The organism is Scytonema sp. UIC 10036 (assembly GCF_009725235.1).
In genome coordinates, this window is sequence record NZ_WJFC01000057.1 from 1 (window position 1) to 21,743 (window position 21,743).

General features: G+C 42.4%; 12 protein-coding genes and 2 pseudogenes. 5 read left to right on the forward strand and 9 right to left on the reverse strand.

The window, feature by feature from the left end:
• Nucleotides 1–237: 237 nt before the first annotated feature.
• Nucleotides 238–952, reverse strand: a pseudogene (locus F7734_RS25295) (6-phosphofructokinase).
• Between the two features lie 131 nt (nt 953–1,083).
• On the opposite strand from F7734_RS25295, the gene F7734_RS25300 reads away from it, so the two are divergent.
• Nucleotides 1,084–2,310 (forward strand): DUF4336 domain-containing protein, encoded by a 1,227-nt coding sequence (locus F7734_RS25300; protein WP_155747405.1) that lies wholly within the window; start codon nt 1,084–1,086, stop codon nt 2,308–2,310.
• Nucleotides 2,311–2,416: 106 nt separating this feature from the next.
• Here the strand turns inward: F7734_RS25300 and F7734_RS25305 are convergent, their stop codons facing one another.
• Nucleotides 2,417–6,580: a TIR domain-containing protein gene (locus F7734_RS25305; RefSeq protein ID WP_155747406.1), complete on the reverse strand. Its 4,164-nt coding sequence runs from the start codon at nt 6,578–6,580 to the stop codon at nt 2,417–2,419.
• A gap of 981 nt (nt 6,581–7,561) precedes the next feature.
• Nucleotides 7,562–7,769, reverse strand: a pseudogene (locus F7734_RS25310) (6-phosphofructokinase); the annotation flags it as partial.
• Between the two features lie 102 nt (nt 7,770–7,871).
• On the opposite strand from F7734_RS25310, the gene F7734_RS25315 reads away from it, so the two are divergent.
• The 3 genes from F7734_RS25315 to F7734_RS25325 all read left to right on the forward strand — a co-directional run bounded on the left by F7734_RS25315 (nt 7,872) and on the right by F7734_RS25325 (nt 8,976).
• Entirely contained in the window at nt 7,872–8,210 is a 339-nt protein-coding gene (locus F7734_RS25315; protein WP_155747407.1) for a hypothetical protein, read from the forward strand.
• A gap of 188 nt (nt 8,211–8,398) precedes the next feature.
• Nucleotides 8,399–8,659 carry an AbrB/MazE/SpoVT family DNA-binding domain-containing protein gene (locus F7734_RS25320; protein WP_155747408.1) on the forward strand — a complete coding sequence of 87 codons (261 nt, stop codon included), beginning with the start codon at nt 8,399–8,401 and terminating at the stop codon, nt 8,657–8,659.
• Entirely contained in the window at nt 8,647–8,976 is a 330-nt protein-coding gene (locus F7734_RS25325; protein WP_155747409.1) for a type II toxin-antitoxin system PemK/MazF family toxin, read from the forward strand. The genes F7734_RS25320 and F7734_RS25325 overlap by 13 nt, the downstream gene beginning before the upstream one ends.
• Before the next feature lie 312 nt (nt 8,977–9,288).
• Here the strand turns inward: F7734_RS25325 and F7734_RS25330 are convergent, their stop codons facing one another.
• Nucleotides 9,289–10,194, reverse strand: coding sequence for a sugar ABC transporter permease (locus F7734_RS25330; RefSeq protein WP_155747410.1), 906 nt, complete (start codon nt 10,192–10,194; stop codon nt 9,289–9,291).
• 121 nt (nt 10,195–10,315) lie between these two features.
• On the opposite strand from F7734_RS25330, the gene F7734_RS25335 reads away from it, so the two are divergent.
• Nucleotides 10,316–11,038 carry a DUF3891 family protein gene (locus tag F7734_RS25335; RefSeq protein WP_155747411.1) on the forward strand — a complete coding sequence of 241 codons (723 nt, stop codon included), beginning with the start codon at nt 10,316–10,318 and terminating at the stop codon, nt 11,036–11,038.
• A gap of 74 nt (nt 11,039–11,112) precedes the next feature.
• Here the strand turns inward: F7734_RS25335 and ppk1 are convergent, their stop codons facing one another.
• From ppk1 to F7734_RS25360, 5 genes are all read right to left on the reverse strand, one after another.
• Nucleotides 11,113–13,269 carry a polyphosphate kinase 1 gene (gene ppk1, locus F7734_RS25340; RefSeq protein ID WP_155747412.1) on the reverse strand — a complete coding sequence of 719 codons (2,157 nt, stop codon included), beginning with the start codon at nt 13,267–13,269 and terminating at the stop codon, nt 11,113–11,115.
• Between the two features lie 429 nt (nt 13,270–13,698).
• Nucleotides 13,699–15,009 (reverse strand): response regulator, encoded by a 1,311-nt coding sequence (locus F7734_RS25345; protein ID WP_155747413.1) that lies wholly within the window; start codon nt 15,007–15,009, stop codon nt 13,699–13,701.
• A complete protein-coding gene (locus F7734_RS25350; RefSeq protein WP_155747414.1) occupies nt 15,006–17,837 on the reverse strand; it encodes a CHASE2 domain-containing protein in 2,832 nt (943 codons plus the stop codon). The genes F7734_RS25345 and F7734_RS25350 overlap by 4 nt, the downstream gene beginning before the upstream one ends.
• A 156-nt stretch (nt 17,838–17,993) precedes the next feature.
• On the reverse strand, nt 17,994–18,776 hold the full coding sequence (locus tag F7734_RS25355) for a DUF928 domain-containing protein (protein ID WP_166482142.1): 783 nt from the start codon (nt 18,774–18,776) through the stop codon (nt 17,994–17,996).
• 295 nt (nt 18,777–19,071) lie between these two features.
• Nucleotides 19,072–21,645 (reverse strand): CHAT domain-containing protein, encoded by a 2,574-nt coding sequence (locus F7734_RS25360; RefSeq protein WP_155747416.1) that lies wholly within the window; start codon nt 21,643–21,645, stop codon nt 19,072–19,074.
• Nucleotides 21,646–21,743: the final 98 nt, after the last annotated feature.

Genomic DNA, 21,743 nt, shown 5'->3' on the forward strand with positions numbered 1-21,743 from the left:
CCACCCTAACCCTCCCCTTATAAAGGGGAGCCACTGCGCCATCGCGGCTTTGCCGACTTGAAGCACGTGGCGTGAGGGAACTCAATTTCTCTTATTTCCCCCCTTTATAAGGGGGAGCCACTGCGCCATCGCGGGTTTCCCGACTTGTAGCAAGTGGCGTGGACTAAGGGGGGTAATCATGTGATGAAAATGACAGCTAACCACTTTTCAAACATCCTCTAAAACTCCAATTCCGTATCACAATTTACCAAGATATATACCTAAAGAGCGAGCAGTTTGAACTAGATATCCATTGGCATCTACCGAAGAAGGACTCCGAGATATAGCCTCTGAAATGGGAACAGCAACAACTTGTCCGTGCTGCCAAGCTACCATTTGGTCATATTGTTCATGCGCCACTAAATCCATAGCAGTTTTACCAAAAGCTCTTAGCGCTTCAATGCCTTCTGCGACGCCCACAATCGCAAATTTGGGTTGCCAGCGATCGCGTAGCTGGTTGATATGCTTGCAAACACCCTCAATGGAATAAGGAATTTCCGGAATCAAGATCGATCGTTTTAGGAATAGCTATAAAATTCCAATTACCTTGATATGCTAGGTTGTGGAGAATATTTATACTACTATCACCACCAATGCCAATAAGTGCATCTAGCTCCAACATCTTATATCCAGCAACGATCTCACTGGCACGTGCCAAGGTGTCCCCTTTGTTGATGGTTCCCAAGATAGTCCCACCTATGTTGAGCAAGGGATCGATACCGCGCAAGTCTAAACCGTGTATCGTTAGAGCGATCGCTCTACCTTCTAGTAGACCCTGCGTTGCGTAAGGAATTCCCAGTACTTCCCAATCGTAGGTGAGCTTTGCATGACTCACAACAGCGCGAATCACAGCATTAAGTCCCGCACAATCTCCACCACTTGTAAGAATACCAATTCGTTTGCAATTTTTCATAAAACTATTTAATTAAGAAATATTTACAACAATGCTGTACTAACCTAAAATTAGGCAAAACATTTGAGGAAACTGTGAGGGCAATACTTATTTTCGCGATCCCAATTCAAAAGTGGAGTGGCTCAACTTAAATGAAGGTGCAGGAAAGGCAGGGACAAAAGAATAATTATAGGGACTTTTCATGGCAATTCTGGCCGGCTTTGCCACTTTATCCCTTTGGTGAACGGCGGACAATTCGCAAAGAATTGGTCAGGGACACAATCTGGACTTTTGACCAGCTTCAAGGTATTTTCTACGTCGTTGTGCCTATTCGTATGACAGTGGTAAAGTTAGAACCAGGAGGTCTTCTCGTTTACGCGCCTGTTGCACCAACCCCAGAATGTATCCGCCTGGTGAATGAGTTGGTGGCAGAACATGGTAATGTCAAGTACATCATTCTGCCAACTGTTTCGGGTTTGGAACATAAAGTTTTTGTCGGTCCTTTTGCCAGATATTTTCCAGAAGCTAGGATATATGTGGCTCCCAAGCAGTGGAGTTTCCCTCTCAATCTTCCACTCAGTTGGCTTGGCTTACCTCGAAAACGCACTCAGGTACTCCCAGAAGATAGCAGTCAAACTCCCTTTGGTAACGAATTTGATTATGCAATACTCGGTCCGATTGAACTGGGACCAGGTCGATTTGCAGAAGTGGCCTTCTTTCACAAGCGATCGCACTCACTCCTGGTGACAGATTCCGTCCTTTCCGTATCAGAAGAACCGCCCGCGATCGTGCAATTAGATCCATACCCCTTACTATTCCATGCTAAAGATAAAGCATCCGATGTCATCGAAGACAATCAAGCCAATCGCCGTAAGGGATGGCAAAGGATTGTGTTATTTGCTTTATACTTCCAACCAAGTATGTTGGAAGTCATAAAATGGGGGGAAGTATTTCGCAACGTCTTAAAAGCATCCGAACGTTCCAAAAAAGCTTATTTTGGGTTATTTCCTTTCAAATGGAAACCTGATTGGAAACAATCATTTGATGCATTGCGAGGAGATGGGCGTCTATTTGTAGCGCCAATTTTACAAACTCTCATTCTTAATCGCGCACCTCAAGAAACTATTCATTGGGCTAATAAAGTAGCGAGTTGGGATTTTCAGTGGATTATTTCTTGTCATTTTGATGCACCAATTAAAGCTGAACCGCAGCAATTTCGTCAAGCATTCTCCTTTTTGGAAAAGTATCCGACTGTCAGTGCAGGTATATTCAGCAGTAGCAGTTATCCCCTGCCAGAAGAAGATTTTAAAACACTTAGGGAACTTGATGAAGGTCTCAGCAAGTTTGGTATTGTACCACCCGCAAGGGAGAAAGTGTAAACAATAAGTAGGTTGGGTTTCGTTCCTCAACCCAACATTTATCAGCATTTGTTGGGTTTCGCTTACGCTCTACCCAACCTACGGTGTCTTAATGTTTATGCCTTCTTCAATTTTTGTTGATATTTTTACAGAGGTCTCGATTTGAGCCTTGTGCATTGTAGTCCAAATAATCCCGCATTTGAGCGCAACCATTTTTCATTAGCAAGTCTAGCTGTAAGTCTTTTAGATTCCAGAGAATTGTTTTGTCATTACTGGCAGAGGCAAGGGTTTTGCTATCAGGACTAAAACTAACGCTACTCACCATCTGATTGTGTGCAAACAGGGTTTGGAGTGGCTCTCCCTTCTTGTTCCAAAGTCTCACAGTACTGTCTAGACTGCTAGATGCAATAGTATTTCCGTCAGGGCTAAAAGTGACGCTAAAAACACCAGCCTTATGCCCTTCCAAGGTTGTTTTGTAGTTGTATGAGTGGCCTTTTTTGCTCCATAGTATAATAGTATTGTCATCACTTGCGGAAGCAAGCACATTGCCGTCAAGGCTAAAACTAACGCTAGTGATTTTACTATTATGTCTTTTAAGGTCTTGGAGTAGCTGACCCTTCTTGTCCCAGAGTTTGATACTCTTGTCCAGACTACCAGAAGCAAGGGTATTTCCATCGGGACTCCAAGCTACACTCATGACTCCAGCTTTATGCCCTTTGAGGGTATTGGGTTGCTGACCATCCCTATTCCAGAGCTTAACAGTATTGTCAAGACTACCAGAAGCAATGGTATTTCCATCGGGACTCCAAGCTACACTCCAAACAGGATCTGTATGTCCTTTGAGGGTTTTGGGTTGCTGACCATCTTTGTTCCAGAGCTTAACAGTATTGTCCACACCACCAGCAGCAAAAGTATTTCCATCGGGACTCCAAGCTACACTCATGATTGGGAGTAGAGAATTAAGTTCTTTAAACTCTCTTAATAGCTTACCCTTCTTGTTCCAAAGCTTAACGGTACCGTCCGGGGTACCATGAGCAATGGTATTCCCATCGGGACTCCAAGCTAGATTCCAGGCTGGAGGCATATCTCCTTGGAGGGTTTTGAGTCTCTTACCTGACTTGCTCCACACTATGACGGTATTGTCCTCACTAGCAGTGACAATTGTTTTACCGTCAGAACTGAATTTGACGCTTCTGATTAAAGCATCATGACCACTAAGCGTTTCGAGGAGCTTTCCTTCCTTGTCCCACAGTCTCACAGTGCTGTCATCACTAGCAGAGGCAATAGTCTTCCCGTCAGGACTCCAAGCTAGGCTGTTGACTGATGCTTTATGACCAGTGAACGTCCTGATATGTTTCCCCTCCTTGCTCCAGAGTTTAACGGTACCGTTGTCGTAACCAGAGACAATAGTATTCCCATCAGAACTCCAAGCTACGCTGTTGACACTATCATCAATGCCACTATTGTTCACTTTTATGGTACTTTTTTTCTCACCATTAAGACCCCAAATTTTGATGCTACCATCATCACTCGCTGTGGCAATTGTCTTACCGTCGGGGCTGAAGCTGACGCTGTTGACCGAATATTTATGACCTTTAAGGGTTTGGAGGCGCTTCTTCTGCTTGTTCCACAGTATGACGGTCTTGTCATCACTGGCAGAGGCAATAGTATTCCCATCAGGACTCCAAACTACGCTGTTGACTGACATTGTATGGCCAGTGAGCGTATTGATATGTTTCCCCTCCTTGCTCCAAAGTTTAACGGTATTTTTGTCGTCACCAGAGGCAATAGTATTCCCGTCAGGACTCCAAGCTACGCTGTTGACATTAGCATCAATGCCGCCATTGTCAACTTTTATGGTACTTTTTTTCTCTCCATGAAGACCCCAAATTTTGATGGTACCATCTTCACTCCCTGTGACAATTGTCTTATCTTTGGGGTTGAAGCTGACATCCGTGACTGTACTAGTATGTTCTAAAAAATATTGCTTTCTGAACTCCGATCCATAAACAGCTGCCTGCAATGCTGACAAAATTAGACTTTGAGTTTCAGGCTTTAGCTCCGAACCAAGATTTTGTGCTTGTCTCTCTACCCTAATAGCTTCAAGTAGGGCATCAAACTTGAGATTTTGCTGCGAGAGTGCCAATGAAAATTGACTTAAAGAACCAAGTTGAGCTTCCTGAGCAGCTTCAGCTTCTTGCTCCTTCTTCCAAGCCATCGTACCAAAACCAACAGCGGCTACTAATGCCATAGTAATAGTAACAAGAAATAACTTTTGTCTTTTGGCATTTTTTTTCTGTTCTGCGAGTCGTGCTAAAGCTTCCTTTGCCCGCTCTGACTCTAGACGCAGCACTTCTGCTTGTCGGCGTTTTTCTAACTCTGCCGCTTCTATAGCTTTTTTACTCGTCTCAATAAATACCTCCTGTAACAAAGTTGCAACAGGCTTTTTCTTTTGTTGTTGGGTTTCAATTAACCAGGTTTGAGCGATTAAAAATTCATTACCTCGTAACAACAAGTCATCACTTCTATGTTTCTGCTCCCACTCCAATGCCCTCTGCAACCATTTGCTATGGCTGTGAACGTGTTCGCGATCGGTATCAAGGGTTATGACTAATTGATTGAAATTAGCATTAAAATCTCGCTGACTGTGATTAAAATCAATCCACTGTACTTTGGCTAACTCTGGATGTAAGTCGTTGGTATTCACCGCAGTCAGCAGCACTGTTACAAAGCGTTTATTCAACTTGCTTGCATACTCCACCTCATCCTTACAGTAAGGTGAATTTACCGAGCGGGGTGAGAGAATAAATAGAAAATTACCGCAGGTTTTTATTCCTCGATAAATCTCCTGCTGAAAGTCACTCCCCGATGCAATACTTTCTTGGTCAAACCATGTCGTTTTTCCCTGTATCTGTAAGCTATCATTCAGCTTTCTTGCAAAGTCGGAGTCCGCACGGGAATAGGAAATGAACACATCTAGCGATTCTAATGGCGGTTGCTGTAAACTTTCATTAATGAATTTTTCCTGTAATGGTATTGGTGGATGCTGTGTCCTTTTGTTTGCCACCTTTAACCAAGCTTCAGCGCTCTGCAAGTTATATCCCCGCAGCAAAATGCTCGGATTATAGTGCTGCCGCTCCCAGTTGAGGGCTTTTGTCAACAGGATTTTATGCTCGTTGTAATAATCCGCATCTTCATGCAAAATCTTTAACAATTGACTGGAGTCGAGGAGGTAATCTTCTTCTTTTACATTATCAGTAAAGTCAATATACTGCAAAGATTGTAGCACTGGCGGCATCTGCATTTCATCAGTTTCTCGCACCAGTAGGGGAATAATTCGCTTATTGAACGACAAAGCTAAGTCCAATTCCATCTGGCAGTAACTAGACTTTATTGAGTCAGGGGAAAGCAAATATACTATGTTATCAGCTTGTTCTATCCCTCGCTTAATCGCTAACTCAAATGCTTCTCCAGTTTGAATATCTGTTGTATTTGCCCAAACAGTAATGCTTTCTTGCCTTAAAGAAGCGCGAATTTTCTCCATCGTCTCCTTATCTTGATGAGCATACGACAGAAACACCTGAGTCATTAAGTTATTAGCATTCTTGATACTTTCAGTGATATATTCGCAATGTAAATTGCTGGAAACACAAGGCGGTTGCTCGTTTTTAAAGCGTATTTTTAACCAAGCTTCAGCCTGTTGTTTCTCTGACCCTGTTAACAAGTATCTCGTTTGCTTTTGGTTCCTCTCCCACTCCAAAGCTTTGACTAAAAACTTGGTATGCTGTTCTACATAATCAGGATGGGAGCGGAGTAATGTAACTAAAGAAGCCAAGGATTTTTCAAAATCGTTATTATCCTCTTGAAAATACACCCAGTTTAGCTTTTGAATTGTTGGGTGCATATTTTGATAGCTATCATGTAACCCTTTGAGCTTGTATACCTCCCAATCCTGTGCCGTACCATTCGGGTTTCTTTGCTGCCAGGTTTCCTGGCTAATTTGCATAACGTGTAATAACGGAAAGATCCGTTTATTGAGCTTAATTGCTAGCTCTATCTCTTTGCGACAATAAAGCGAATTTACTGAATGAGGACTAATAAGAAACAAAAAGTGACAAGCCTTTTCGATCCCATCATCGATTTGATTTTGGAAATCTACCCCCAAAGGAATGTCATTGAAGTCAAACCAAACTCGGAATCCTTGTTCGTTTAAGCGAGCTTGAAGTTTTGTCGCAAACTCTTTACTGTCAGCTCGTCCGTAGGAGATAAAAGCATCAAAAGTTTTTGTCATCAGCTACCAGCCATATTTTAAATAAAAATACTGGAAAAACGCAAAAGTACGTAATAAAAGTTACTGATGATTCTAGAAAATTCTCAAAGTGCTGCGGTTTCACTTTTTTGGAAGACTGCGGTTTCACTTTTTTGGAAGAGTAGGGCGGGCACTGCCAACCTTACAGATAAAAGCTTGTATACATTTGATTATGTCTGCTTTCTTTTAATCCAAAAATAACTTTATTACCTGAGCTACGCTATCCAAATTTGCCTTGAGGTCAATTGATTGCACTAACCCAGAAGCAGCGTTTGATATGGCAATCCTAAAAGGTTTTTCTATGTGAGTGTGTTATTTCAAGATTCGGACAGAAAAATCATAGAGAATCTGCTATCTAAAACCATCAGATATGTATTGATAGTCCCATAATTTATTGGGATCGCATCATGATTTGGGCTTCCCGTTTTCCATTAGCTATCCATGTTCTTGCTCCAAATAGTGGATCTATAGTTTAAAGACGATTCCAGTAAGCGATTTGTGAATTTTTCGAGCTTGACATATTTTTCGAGGTTCATGCACTATATGAAACACGCAAGGTAAATTTTATTTTTAGTCAATGTATTGGTTCACAATTCTGCTAGAGATTTTCACTCTTTTTAGGGAGTAAATCTATTTTAGTTCTCATCAGGAAATAGTATAAAAAATTTTATAGTCTTTTACTTCAGTAAAAATACTAAAATCATTCTGATTTTTCTAAGAATAGTTAAATTGTCCATGGGTCAATTTTTACGGAAATTACTTATAAAAAGAACTTTTATGTTGTTTGGATATATACAAAACAAACAAAACAAGCATTTTCTTAAAAATTTCATACAGTATAATTAAGGGTGTTATAAATAATCACAAATCGCTTGGGTGATAGCACTTTATCTAAATGGATAATATTCAGTAGAAAGGGCAAGCGATCGTTTTAGGAATAGCTATAAAATTCCAATTGCCTTACTGTGTTAGGTTGTGGAGAATATTTATACTACCATCACCACCAATGCCAATAAGTGCATCTAGCTCCAACATCTTATATCCAGCAACGATATTTACTGGCACGTGCCAAGGTGTCCCCTTTGTTGATGATTCCCAAGATAGTCCCACCCATGTTGAGCAAGGGATCGATACCGCGCAAGTCTAAACCGTGTATCGTTAGAGCGATCGCACTCGCTCCTAGTGACAGATTCCGTCCTCCGCGTCTCTTCCTTGAATGGGTGTGCTTTACTTTATTCGGGAAAATTATGCCGAATCTCATCCAAAAATTGATTTGTTATACAAACAACTCAGGGAAGAAGTTACCTCTAAGGTTAAATACATAAATCTGTCCAATCCATCTGAGAAAGCATGGGAGAATACACAAATTGTCAAGTTACTGCGTTTAGCTGAAACAAACACAGACAGAATAGGTGATATGACTTTGCTAGCAAGAGCAGGTGAATTTATTAAGAGTCAAGAACCTGAGTGTACACCAAAAAAGTATGGAATTAAAACTCTAAAAGGTATTTTGAAGGTGTCTGGCTTATTTGAAATTATTGAGAGCCAAGATGTCCAGCAAAATAGTGGATCTGTTCTATACAAGAGCAAAGTTTTGCGTAGGTTGGGTTGAGGAACGAAACCCAACCTACGGTGTCTTAATGTTTACTTTATAAATCATCTCTGATATGGACGAGAGTACGCAGAGGAGAAAGATGAGGAACCAGTAACCAGTGACCAGCGATCGAGTGTTAACTTGACCATATCTTGTAAATTGTGGTTACAATGTAATTACTGAAAAGATGTATTCCGACTTAGGACATGAGCGCAACAGTTAGAACTCGTATTGTTAAAATTGGTAATTCCCAAGGTATTCGTATTCCCAAACCTCTATTGGAGCAAAGTGGAATTCACACAGAGGTTGAAATTGAAGTGGAAGGCGATCGCTTAATTGTGCGTGCAGCACCACAATTGCGTGCTGGGTGGGACGAAGCCTTTGCAATGATGGCAGAGCAAAACGATGATATTTTGTTAGATGATGCCACTGCGACAAACTGGGAGCAAGTTGAATGGGAGTGGTAGTCCAACGTTTTGATGTCTTCTTAGTGAATCTCGATCCTACAGTTGGTAGTGAAATTCAGAAAACGAGACCCTGCGTGGTGATTTCGCCTGATGAGATGAACCGCCATATTGCCACTGTCATCGTTGCTCCAATGACTACCAAAGGTCAAGCATATCCTACCCGTGTCGCTTGTCAGTTTCAGGGTAAAGAGGGACAAATTGTTCTCGATCAAATCCGCACAGTTGACAAAACTCGATTAGTCAAGCAAATTGGTCAAATTAGTGCTGACGAACAGAAAGCAGTTCTCGATACTTTAGCTGAGATGTTTGCTGGTTGACTTTCCCGGTTCACCAGTTTCCTTTAAGCGGAACCTCCCCCCAAAAAAAATTAGCGAACTGTTTACCTGAGCGACTTTCAACGTTTTTTGAATCGTTGTTACTGGGTACAATTGTCAAAGAGGCGTATGCCTTGTGAACTTGAGGCGTTGACCCAATACTGCAAGGGCTGAGAGAAATTGTAGGTTGGGTTGAGCACAAGCGTTACCCAACAAATGCTGATAAATGTTGGGTTTCGTTCCTCAACCCAACCTACGGTGTCTTAATGTTTACTGATATGGACGACTTTTGTTTATCATGGAGAATGGTAGCAGTTATTGGTCACTGGTCACCGTTACATTGCGATCGAGTGCTAACCGTAAAACAGACAATCCCAAAATAATTAAAAAGAGTACCAACCCAATTGTACAAGCATAGCTAATTTCTAAGTTCGTAAATGCTTGTTCATATAAATAGTAAACAATCGTTTTCGAGCTATTACGCGGTCCGCCTTGGGTCATGATATATATTTCTTCAAAGACCTTAGTGGCAGAAATCGCTGATATCACTGCCACTAAACCTAGATAAGGTTGCATTAAGGGGACTGTAATATCCCAGTGCTTGCTAATACCATCTGAACCATCTATGGCTGCTGCTTCATAGATATCGCTGGGTATGGATTGTAACCCGGCTAGATAAATCACCATGTAGTAACCCAATCCCTTCCAAATCGTCACAGCCATCACGCTGTATAGTGCAAATTGGGGACTGGTGAGCCAAGGAATTCCTCCTGGAAAAATACCCTTGAGCAATTGGTTCAGCAAACCTGTTTCTGCATACAACCACCTCCAAGCAATTCCAGCAACTACCATTGAAATGACAACTGGTGTGTAATAAGCTGCCCTAAACCAGTTCATGCCACGCAGTTTTTGGTTGACTAAAATTGCGAGTACTAGGGGAGCGATGACCAAAATTGGTACGACACCTACAAGGTATAATAAAGTATTACCCAGCGTTTTCCAAAAAACTGGGTCTTTCCACAATCTGTTAAAGTTGGCTAAACCTACCCATTGCGGCATCTGGGTTAAGTCGTATTCATATCGGGTAAAGCTCAGGTAAAACGCTTGCAATGCGGGCCAAAAAACGGTTAATCCTAAAATGACCATTGCTGGTAGCAAAAATAAGTAGGGAGTCAGTCGCTGTGTAATAATAATCCAATCTTTAGATGTCAATCTATTCATAGAATGCTTTTTTCGTACTTTTCAGTGCTCAATTCCTATCTTAGATAAGATGAATTTTCGTCTTGAATCAGTGCAATATGAAAAAGCAAATCCATATTACACGAGCATCTAAGTTTAATTCATGATTGCTAATTTACACGAAAAAGGTTGGGAAGTGATTTACCATCGCGCCCATGCTTTGCTTGCTGCTCAGATTGCCGGACATTGGCATCCTACGAAACGTCCTCTACGTTGGTTGGAAACAATTGCTGCTATTTCCCATCACGATGATTTAGAGAAGGAATGGGAAGGCAACCACCTGACAGAAGCAGGCGCACCTTTGGACTTTACTCTCGCAAAAAAAACTGATATAAACAAGTTGCGGCAGCTAACGCAAAATGCTCGATACCGGGGACGGTGGGTGGCAATGATGATTTCCATGCACATGAGCTTTCTGAATGAAGGTAAGCGTGGAGAGTCGCCAGAATTGGATAAGTTTTTGGACGAGCAACTCCAGCATCAAGAACAATGGCGGCAAGAGTTGAATATTTCAAAAGACGACGCAGCAGAAGCATACGAGTTTTTTCAGTGGTGCGATCGCCTGTCCCTTATCTTGTGCAATCGAGCGTTACCTGTTGGCGAACGTGCTTTAGAAATTGCGACTTTGCCCGATGGCAATCGTTATGATGTCATAGAGCGCAGCGATGGGGTGACAGTCAAGCCATGGCCTTTTTTAGAGGAAAAGTTTACTGTTAATGTAGAAGCCACTTACCTAGAGAAATTAAAATTTGACAGTAATGAAGAACTTACGGAGGCACTGCAAGCCTCACCTATCAAAACCTTAGAGTGGACGTTTGTTCGTTAAAGGTAGACCCCCACTCTCATTCCCAGGTAGAACCTGGGAATGAGGTGAAATCATTGTGGCGGACTACTAATAGTTCACAGAGAGTGTTGTAATGCCATTTCCATAAGAATCTTCTGAGCACTTTGTTCTGTTTCTTCTGCACCAGGACGGCGCTGTAAATATTGCCCATCAGGCTGAAGTTCCCAAGCTTGACGATTATCAGCCAGCATAATATCTAAAATGTTTTTGAGCTGCTTAACAAGGTTAGCATCTTCTATAGGAACGACTGCTTCCACCCGGCGATCGAGGTTACGTGGCATCCAATCCGCACTGCCAATGTAAATTTCCTCCTGTCCGTTGTTGTGAAAATAGAAGATACGCGAATGTTCTAGGTAACGACCAACAATGCTAATCACGCGAATATTTTCACTAACTCCTTTAACCCCAGGACGCAAACAGCATATACCCCGAATAATTAAGTCAATTTGCACTCCCGCTTGAGAAGCTTCGTAGAGAGTTGCAATCATTTGCGGATCGACCAGTGAATTCATTTTGGCAATAATCCGACCGGGATGACCGTTCTGACAGTGGTCAATTTCTCTACGGATGAAAGAAACCATGCGATCGCGCATATTTACTGGCGACACTAGTAGCTTGCGATAAGAGTGCTGCAAAGAATAACCCGTTAGGTAATTAAATAAATCTGTCAAATCTGCTCCCAAGTCTTCTCTGCAACTAAATAAACCCAAATCAGTATAAAGCTTTGCTGTCTTGGAGTTATAGTTGCCCGTACCGATGTGAACATAGCGACGAATATCGTCACCCTCCTTACGCACCACAAGTGTGGTTTTGGTGTGAGTCTTCAATCCCACCAATCCATATACGACATGCACGCCTGCATCTTCTAACTGTCGCGCCCAACTGATATTATTTTCCTCATCAAAACGGGCTTTTAGTTCAACTAAAACAGCCACTTGTTTTTTATTTTCTGCTGCTGCAATCAAAGCTTTGACAATTGGTGAATCACCAGATGTGCGATACAGAGTCATTTTAATAGCTAGCACCTTTGGATCGGTAGCCGCTTTCGTAATGAAGAGTTCAACTGATTCTGAAAAAGATTCATAGGGATGGTGAACTAACAAATCCCCTTGCTGGATCGCTAAAAATAAATTCTCCCCGTTTGCTATCTCAAGTAAGTCTTTGTCTTTACTGAGCTCGTGAACTTGTCTTAAACGAGGGGGAACAACAGGCGTCCAAGGTGAGTCTTTTTGGTCAGGTAACGGTAACGACATGAAAAACATCAAGTCTTTTAAGTTTAGCAGACCCTCTATATCATAGACATCACTTTCTGCAAGTTTGAGCCCTTGCATTAACGTTTTCCGTACAAAAGTACAACCAGATGCTTGAATTTCTAACCTGACTGCAGATCCCTTAAAATAACGTTTGCTAATTTCGTGTTGAATTGCCAACAAAAGGTCTTCTGCTTCATCTTCCTGTACTGGAAAGTCCGCATCCCGAGTCACGCGGAAGACACAAGATTCCTGGATTTCCATACCTGGAAACAAAGACTGGATATGACAAGCAATAACTTGTTCTAGAGGTACACCAGTCCAAACAGTTGGGTGTTCGTTATGACATTGCAGTTCTTGAGGAAAAGTAATAAATCTGGGTACGATATCAGGGACTTTGACTCTAGCAAAATTTTCCTCTCCTGTTTTGGGGTTTTTAACCACGACTCCCAAATTTAAACTCAAATTAGACATATGAGGAAAAGGATGCCCTGGATCGACTGCTAAGGGAGTTAGGATGGGGAATATATGCTTCTCAAAATAGCGTTCGAGGTAAACACGCTGTTCTTGATTCAAATCTGTATCCTTTAAGAGGTAAACACCCACTGAAGAAAGCTTTGAGCGTAATTCCTGCTCAAAATGGCGGTGTTGCTGAACCACTTGAGGACGAAGAAGGCGTTCAATAGCATCTAGCTGTTCTTGAGGTGTGCGCCCATCTGGAGTTAATTGGCTAACCTCTGCTTCCACCTGTTCCTTAAGCCCTGACACCCTCACCATAAAAAATTCATCTAAATTGGAGCTAAAAATTGCTGCAAATTTTAGACGTTCCAACAGTAGTGTTCTAGAGTCTAACGCTTCGTGTAGCACTCGATTATTAAACTCCAACCAACTCAGTTCCCGATTGAAATAATATTGTGGCTCATTCAATTTAACGGTTGATTTACTTTCTTTCGCTTTAGGCATGGCTTACACTCTAAATTAGAAAGACCTCAAATAACGTCTTTAATTGTAGGGACTTGGGTAAAATAAAGCTAGTCTATAAGAACTTAATAATTTCATTTACTCCAATTGCCATTAAAATTTTATTTTAAATTTAAGAAATAGTTAATAATTAATTAATTTTAAATTAAATTTGCGGTTGACGCGATGCATAATAATGCTTACAACTTCCTCTACTTTCACCCTTAGTTTTGAAGCATGAAATAGATATCTGGTGGAAAAGAATGTAGAGACGCGCCATGGCACGTTTTTACAAAGGTTGTACGCAATGCATATTTAATTTTCACTCCTATGTCTATTTTTTAGAAGTTCGGAAAGCCTGAAAACCGCGCTCTTGTGCAAGCACTACATACTTCACCTATTAAAATTTTGAAGTGAAAGTTTGTTCGCTTGTTAACAATCGCTCTCAATTGGAAGAGAGATTGTAAATTGTGTACCTTTACCAGGGACTGATGAGCAAGTGATTTGTCCCTTATGTTTATCGACTATAATTTGACGGCTGATAGCTAATCCTAGCCCAGTCCCTTTACCTACGGGCTTTGTTGTAAACGATGGCTCAAAGATTCGAGCTTGTATTTCCGGAATTATACCACGACCATTGTCTTGGATGCAAATTGTGACAGTTTTTTGCTGAGAATCAACCGATGTTGCGATCGCAATTGTGTTTGGAGCAGCAATCCCTTGAGAAGAATCTTTTCGCTCGATAGCGTCGAATGCATCAATGGCATTAGCGATGATATTCATAAAGACTTGGTTCAGTTGTCCGGGATAGCAAGCAATTGGTGGCAACTCACCATATTGCTTAACAACTTGGATTTTAGCGCAATCGCCATTGCCGTTCAATCTATGTTTCAGCAACATCAAAGTACTGTCGATGCCCTCATGAATCTGAAACTCTACTTTACATGACATATCTGCACGAGCAAAGGTTCTGAGCGAGAGGCTGATGTCCCTCAGACGCGTAATTCCTTGATGCATTGATGCTAGGAGTTTTGGTAAATCTTCAATGAGATACTCCAAATCAATTTCTTCAACAAGCTCTTCAATATCCCGATCGCGATTCGGTAGCTTTTTCTGTTGCAGCCTCAACAAACGCAGCAGATCCTTAATATATTCCTCAATGTGAGAGATATTTCCGCCAATAAAACCAATCGGATTATTAATCTCATGACCAATACCTGCAACAAGTTGTCCTAGAGTAGACATTTTTTCACTTTGGATCAGTTGTAGTTGAGTCTCTTGCAATTGTTGTAGAGATTGGGTTAACTGCGTAGTGCGTTCTTGCACTCGTTGCTCTAAGGTACGGGTGAGATGAGAGATTTTAAGGTGTAACTTTAATCGGGCAATAACTTCTTCTTGCTGAAAGGGTTTGGTAATGTAATCAACTGCACCAATTTCCAATCCTTTCACCTTGTCTGTAGCATCTGACAAAGCAGTCATAAACACAATTGGAATATTCTGAGTGTTAGGATTGGCTTTTAGCCTGCGACAAGTCTCAAATCCATCCATACCGGGCATCATAACATCTAGGAGAATGAGATCGGGTTGAGCATATTCGGTTTGTTCGATCGCTGACTCACCATCTGTTGCCATGAGAGCTTTCCAGCCATATCCTTGTATTGCTTCTGATAAAACCTTAATATTATTTGGATTGTCATCCACTAGCAAAATACGTATTGACTTCAAGAAAGAATCTGCCATCATTTATTTGTCTCCTTTGTTATACAGTTTTTTAAGAATGTACGTATTTTTTTAGTTTGGAAATTAGCTGTCAGCTGGCTCAATTCAGCCACAAAAGGTGCTAATCCCGACTCAGCAGGAACCAACGCTTCTAGTATGCCCTCAATTGCTGGAATATCTCCCATCATTGCTAGATGATAAAGTTGTTGCAAAACATCCTGGGATGGCAGAACCCATTCACTCTCAGGGACTTCCTGACTCTTGGGAAATAACTGCTGAGGTGTGGGTTGGGCATAAATCCACTCTACTCCCAGTACCGATTGCAGTGTATTAAATAGTTCGCCAATCTCTAAGGGTTTAGGTAGGAAAGCTACTGCTCCTGCTTCTAAACTCTGCTGACGATTTTCCTCAAATACATTGGCACTGGAGACGATAATAGGAATGCCATGGGTTTGCGAATTCGCCTGCAAACAATCCATCAACTCAAAGCCATCCATATGAGGCATGGCTAAATCGAGCAAAATCGCATCAGGGTTGTGTTCGGTAACCATCTGCAGCCCATGTTTGCCATCAGTCGCTTCCAAGGTTCGACAGCCAATTTCTTGCAACAAACCAATCAACATGGAACGGTGCTTGTCATCATCATCGATAATCAGAATCTGAGGCGTACTATTCTGAATTCCAATGATTTGCCGATTGGGTGAACTAACCCTTGCATCCCAATCATGAGAAAGGGGTACTGTCAAATCCAGCCAAAACACGCTTCCTTCCCCCAGCCGACTCTGTACCTGAATTTGGCTGCCCATCAATGCTACAATTCTCTGACTGATGGTTAATCCTAAACCAGTCCCCTCAGATCGCTTTCCACTATCCCCCACTTGCTCAAAAGGCAAAAAGATTTTCTCAAGTTGTTCTGGCGACATCCCAATACCAGTATCTTCAATTTGAAAGCGAATCTTGCAATTTGTCCTTTGTTCTTTGTCCTTTGTCATTTGTGGCTTGTCCATTGTTGTCGAATCACAAATGACTAATGACTCTTGACTGATGACATCTACTTTGAATGTAACGCTACCAGTATCTGTGAATTTCACAGCATTGCCTAGTAAATTAATTAACACTTGCCGCAATCGCTTTTCGTCTGTTTGAATGGCAGATGGTAGGCGATCGCTAATGAAAACGTTAAACCCAATCCCTTTCTGTTCGGCTCGGATACTGCAAATCTCGGTTACACTCTGTAGAAAGGTAGGTAAATGTACGCCAGTCGTAACCAATTCTAGTTTACTAGCTTCTATTTTCGAGAGATCGAGAATATCATTGATTAGCATTAACAAATGCGATCCACATTGGTGGATAATACTGACTCCTTGCCGATTTTTATCTGTGAGATTTGGCGATCGCTCTAACAGTTGTGCATACCCAAGGATGCCATTTAGCGGTGTGCGGAGTTCGTGGCTCATATTTGCGAGGAACTCACTTTTTGCCCGGTTAGCAGCATCGGCAGATTGCTTTGCCTCCAAGAGTTCGCAAGTTCGCTCTTCGACTTTTATCTCCAAGGTTTTGGAATAATCAGATAGTTGATTGTTGGCAATTTCCAGTTGGCAATTCGTTTCTTCTAGCTTCCTTTGTTTATAAGCATTTGTTGTTGCGATCGCACTACCGATAAATGCAGCTAAAACAGGTGATACCGGAACCAACACTCCATTCAGAAACATTCCGTAGGCACTTCCCATATATGCCCCAGTTATGACTACAGTAGCCCAAAGAATTTTGCCACCTGGAATTCGCCGCCCACCACGCAAGCTCGCTAAGTACCAACTACCCGTAGAACCGATGACAGTCCACAAAACAATCCAGAGCGGTAGAAAAATGCCAGAAACACCATGGAGATTTGTGTTTCCGGCTTTTGCCCCTTGCACCAGTTGGTAAGCAATATTGGCGTGAACAACAACACCGGGGGTGGGTTTTTGGGCAGATATGAAGGAGGAACTAAAGGGTGTGCCAAAGAAATCATTGGTACTAGCAGCGACTGAACCAATAAATACCATGCGATCGCGCATTAAATTGGCTGGAAGTTTCCCTGCTAATACGTCGCCTAGAGTCACTCTGCGAAACGCTACTTCCGAACCATGCCAGTTGAGTAGAATTTGATAGCCTCCTAACTCAACATCAGGATAACCTGCTTCTTGATTCTTAAGTGGTGAGTAAATTTCTTTGCCCAATCGGAACTTTTGCTGTTGGGGGTCAATACTTTCTAATGCAATCCCTTCGGCTTCAAGGTAATGGAGCGCCACACGAGTCGCCAGCCCTGCTTTAAGAGTATCGTGCTCCTGTGCATCTTTTGCTGTCAGGAGAGCACGGCGCACGTGACGATCTCCATCCAACACTAAATCTGCAAAACCAACGCGATCGCGCTTTTTCAGTTCTGGAGGGGGGTTAACACGTTCACCAGTAATTTTTTCTACCCCGAACAAATTAGGCGTGCTGCGGAAAATTTTTACGAGTTGCTCGTGCCCCTTTCCTTCCGGTAGATCCCGATAGAGATCCAAACCAATAGCTCTAGGCTGTTGCGCCCGAATCTTTTCAAGTAATTGTGCCAGTGCCCAATCTGGAATTGGCCATTTACCTATAGATCGGATATCATGTTCATCAATGGTAACAATAACAATTTCGTCAACAATCTTCTCTTGCGTCAGCGTAGCCCACTGTAGGCGAACCCATTCATCACGAAGTTTCCACTCAGGCAAATTGAACAGCCCCAGCGATTGCCCAACAATGACTGTCAGGGCAATACTGGGAGTAATAATCAAAACACTCCGAGCGCGTTGGATAAAAGCTTGAAATTTGCGCCACATATATCAATATTATCAGTTAGCGTTGGTGAAGCTCAGATCCACCAACACCTCTATAGCAATTCTATTTGAGATCCAAACAAGGGAGACAAGGGAGACAAGGGAGACAAGGGAGACAAGGAAAAGGTGTTTGTAAATCATTTAGGACTGCTATATAAGTCAATTAGCCAATAATAAGGGCACTGTTGCAATTTCCTTCAAGCTAACTGAGGAGAGAAGTTCTGTCCATTGCTTGGTAAGAATTGCATTAGCAGGTTGGGCAGTGCGTAGGGTAGCAAGTGTTGCTACACAATCATACCAAACCCCGTTTTTCCCCAAGGCAGCAGCTTGCTTCAGAGCATCTTTCTGTTGCATTACAGTTGCTAACTCAGCGTTAGGCTGAATACGCTGTACCCAACCATCAACATAAGGTGTACTTGGGCTGAGTTGTCCATTCACTTTCAGTGCCAAGAACCATTGATAGTTTTTCCCAACGGCTAAAGCTGGTGCATGAACTGGCAATTTGACAGCAATGACGCCAAATTTCCCAGCTACTGGAATCTTCATCTGATATTGCATCTTACCAGCTTCATCTTTAAGGCTGAACACAGCTTCTTCCGCATTAGAAGGAGGCACATAAACCAAAATCGTAGGGCGTTCGGACACCGTTGTGCCATAAAAAGTTTCAGGTAAGAGTGCGATGAGCGATGTTGGGCTTTTTACCTTGATAAAAACATTGTCATAATCATTGCCAACACGAGAAGCCCCTCCAGTTGCTTGTCTGGGAGCACCTTTTCCAGACACAGGAGTAAAGAGATTACCACGGGAAGCTCCTCCAGTTGCTTGTCTGGGAGCACCTTGGTTAGGGGGTGGTGTAAATGTGATGGCGCGGGCGCTCGTCCATGCATTGCCAGCGATGAAAACAATAATGCTTAATGCACTAACTAAATACCAAAATTTCACTGCGTTCACCTCATTTTCCTTTGTAATAAAACATACATTACGTCTACCTCGTCCACCTCGTTCCCAGGCGGAGCCTGGGAATGCCTTCATGGAGGCTCCGCCTCCTGTATTGCGAAGCAGCATCTCAGCCAGAGGAACCGGAGCGATAAATGGGTAAGTTTTTTGAGAAAAGTCAGGGATTTTACACCTTACCAAAATTAATGTGACAAACTATTAGCAGTATAAGCGACCTCTAAATAAAACTCCATAAAAAATTGCCTAAATTATTTCAATGAACCTCAGTAATATTACTGAACTACGACCAATTGCCAACCAAAACAAAAGCAGACCAAAAGAACGGATCGTAGAAATCAGTTTGGTGAATCAAATCTATTTGTGCTTGGCGCAATGCCTCAGCTTTAGTGATTCCGGGTTGTTTCAGTCGATTGTAGAAGCGAGTCATAAGCATGGCAGCAGCTTTATCTTTGACAGACCATAAAGTTGCGATGGTTGAGCGAGCACCAGATTTAACAGCCAAGCCCGCAATTCCAAGAACAGCGCGATCGTCTCCGGCTGCCGTATCACAAGCACTCAGCACCAACAACTCAATGGTGTTCGATGAATTGCTACCCCGATTTTTCAGAATTTCTGACAAATCTTTAATGTTGACTTGTCCATCCCAAGTGACTAAGAAAGTATTTTCAAGGCGAGAGCTAAATTTTGCATGAGTTGCTAAGTGGACAACATCAGCGCTACTAGATTTCATCCGAGCAGCAAGGGCTTGGCTGGTAAACTCTTGGTTCAACAGCGTTGAAGACGTTACAGTCTTTGAGATGTGTTTGACTTCCACTTCCACAGCAGGCAAAGCGCTAAAGCCCGTGCGAGATTGGCTGATACCGCCCACGAGAGCTTTTATGTTGTCATGCTGGAGCGATCGCGCCGCCATCAATTGCAATCCCGGTGAAAGTGCAACAGCATACTTTTCAATGAGATACTGTTTGCCATCATATAAGGCTGCTATGGGAATATTCCGTAATTTACCATCTAAAACAAACACTAATGTTTTAGTATCTTGAAGAACTCCATCCACTTCCATGGGACGAATCAACCAATCATATACTTGTTGGGACAAGCGATCGCGCTCTTTGGAATCTGAGACTGGGTTGAAGGCAATCAATAAATTATCTAGAGTTTGCTCAATTTCTACTTGAGATTTGTGAGTGACATAATAACGGAGTGGTTGTTTGACATGAGAGAGAATTAATGCTAAGCGATCGGGTAAAATGATAGGGTAAATGACTGTTGCTGTAGGATCGACTTGGTCGATTTGCTGGGTTTTATCCAAACACGCTTCCCGGAGATAGTTATCGAGTTCTGCGATCTGAAGTGACTCAATCAATTCACGGGCTTGCACCAGTGCGGCTTGACTCGGTTGCCCATCTAGGAGTAAACCAACGAGTTCTCGGTAGACAGGCTCTACACTTTGGCGGAAAGAGAACTGAACATCAGGGTTGACAGCAACCAAATCTCCTCGCAATGCTTTCAGTGCCTTCACTGCCTCAGTATAAGCGCTAATCGCTTGAGATATTTCGCCTTGTTGCTTGTGTAATTGTCCTACCTGCCAAGCGGATTGAGCAATGATATCTTCAGCTTGGAGTTGACGAGCAATATTGAGGGATTGTTGAGCTAATTGCTTGGCTTCCAACCACTGCTGCGTGCGACGATAGACTTGTCCCCATTGGTACAGCGCATAAGCTTCTGCCCGAGCATCCTGAATCTGGCGTGCAGATTGAACTGTGGCAGCCATGAGTTGCGCCCGGTCTTTGGATGGTAAAATTTGGGAATTATTTTCGCTTCCATTAAGGATGGCAACAAAATTGATAGCGGCGTAAAGAGAGGTGTGACTGGTAGGAAGCGTTTTCAGTTGTTGTAACAGTTGAGGTGCGAGTGGGGTTGCAAGTTCAGGTTTGTCATGGTTGAGGAAAAGTTTAAACCGAGCTAGATTTGCTTGCAGGCGATCGCCTGAGTTGGTTGCTACTTGTTCGGCTTGTTCAAAATAATTCAGTGCTGCGCTAGGATTTTGTAACTCAACAGCATTTTTGCCCAAGCTGAGAAGGATAGAACTTAAGTGAGGCTTGGCTTCTATTTTGCGAGCGATCGCTAAACTTTCCTCCAAAAACTCTTGAGTTTTGCCATCGCCAATAGTTTGCAGAGTTAAGCCAAGCGATCGCAACCCACTGACTTTGATTTCAGAATTTGGCATCGCTTTGAGCTTTTGAGCGATCGCCTCCAACTGCTGTTTAGAGCGACGGTAAAATCCCAAACTTTGTAAAGCTTGTGCTTGATTGATCTGACTTCCCAAGCTTCCCATGGTGTCACCTGCTTGCTCATAAAATTTTTGAGCTTGTTGCCAACTTTCAAGAGCAATTTCAGCTTTGCCAGAATGCAGTTGCAAATTGGCTTGAGTATTGAGTGCTTGCGCCCAGAGAATTGCATCAGCTGGAGGTGTAGCTGTTTGCAACAGTTTTAGACTTTGCTCCATAGACAGACGGGCTGCTTCCCACTGATTGAGTTCCTGTTGTGCTAATGAGAGGTAACTCAAACTGAGAGCAACGTTTAGGCGATCGCCTTGGATATTATACTGCTGTGCAGCTGTTTCCCAAGCTGTCACTGCTTCTGCAAACCGTCCCAAGCGGTAGAGTTTTCTCCCTTGTTCCAACCAGTGAGTGGGTTGAGAAAACGATTGAGAAATAAATAATGGTGCATTAAAGGTAGACGTTGTTGATACTTGTAACGATGCTTTTACAGGAGCAATGGCGATCGCTAAGCATAAACTTATAACACTAAGGATGATATATAACCAACGAGATAGTTTTATTTGAAAAAGCATACTATTTTGGATTTTAGATTTTGGATGCGTGGATTACACTTAAATCACCTAAGGTATTGCGTAGGTTGGGTTGAGGAACGAAACCCAACAATAAGGTT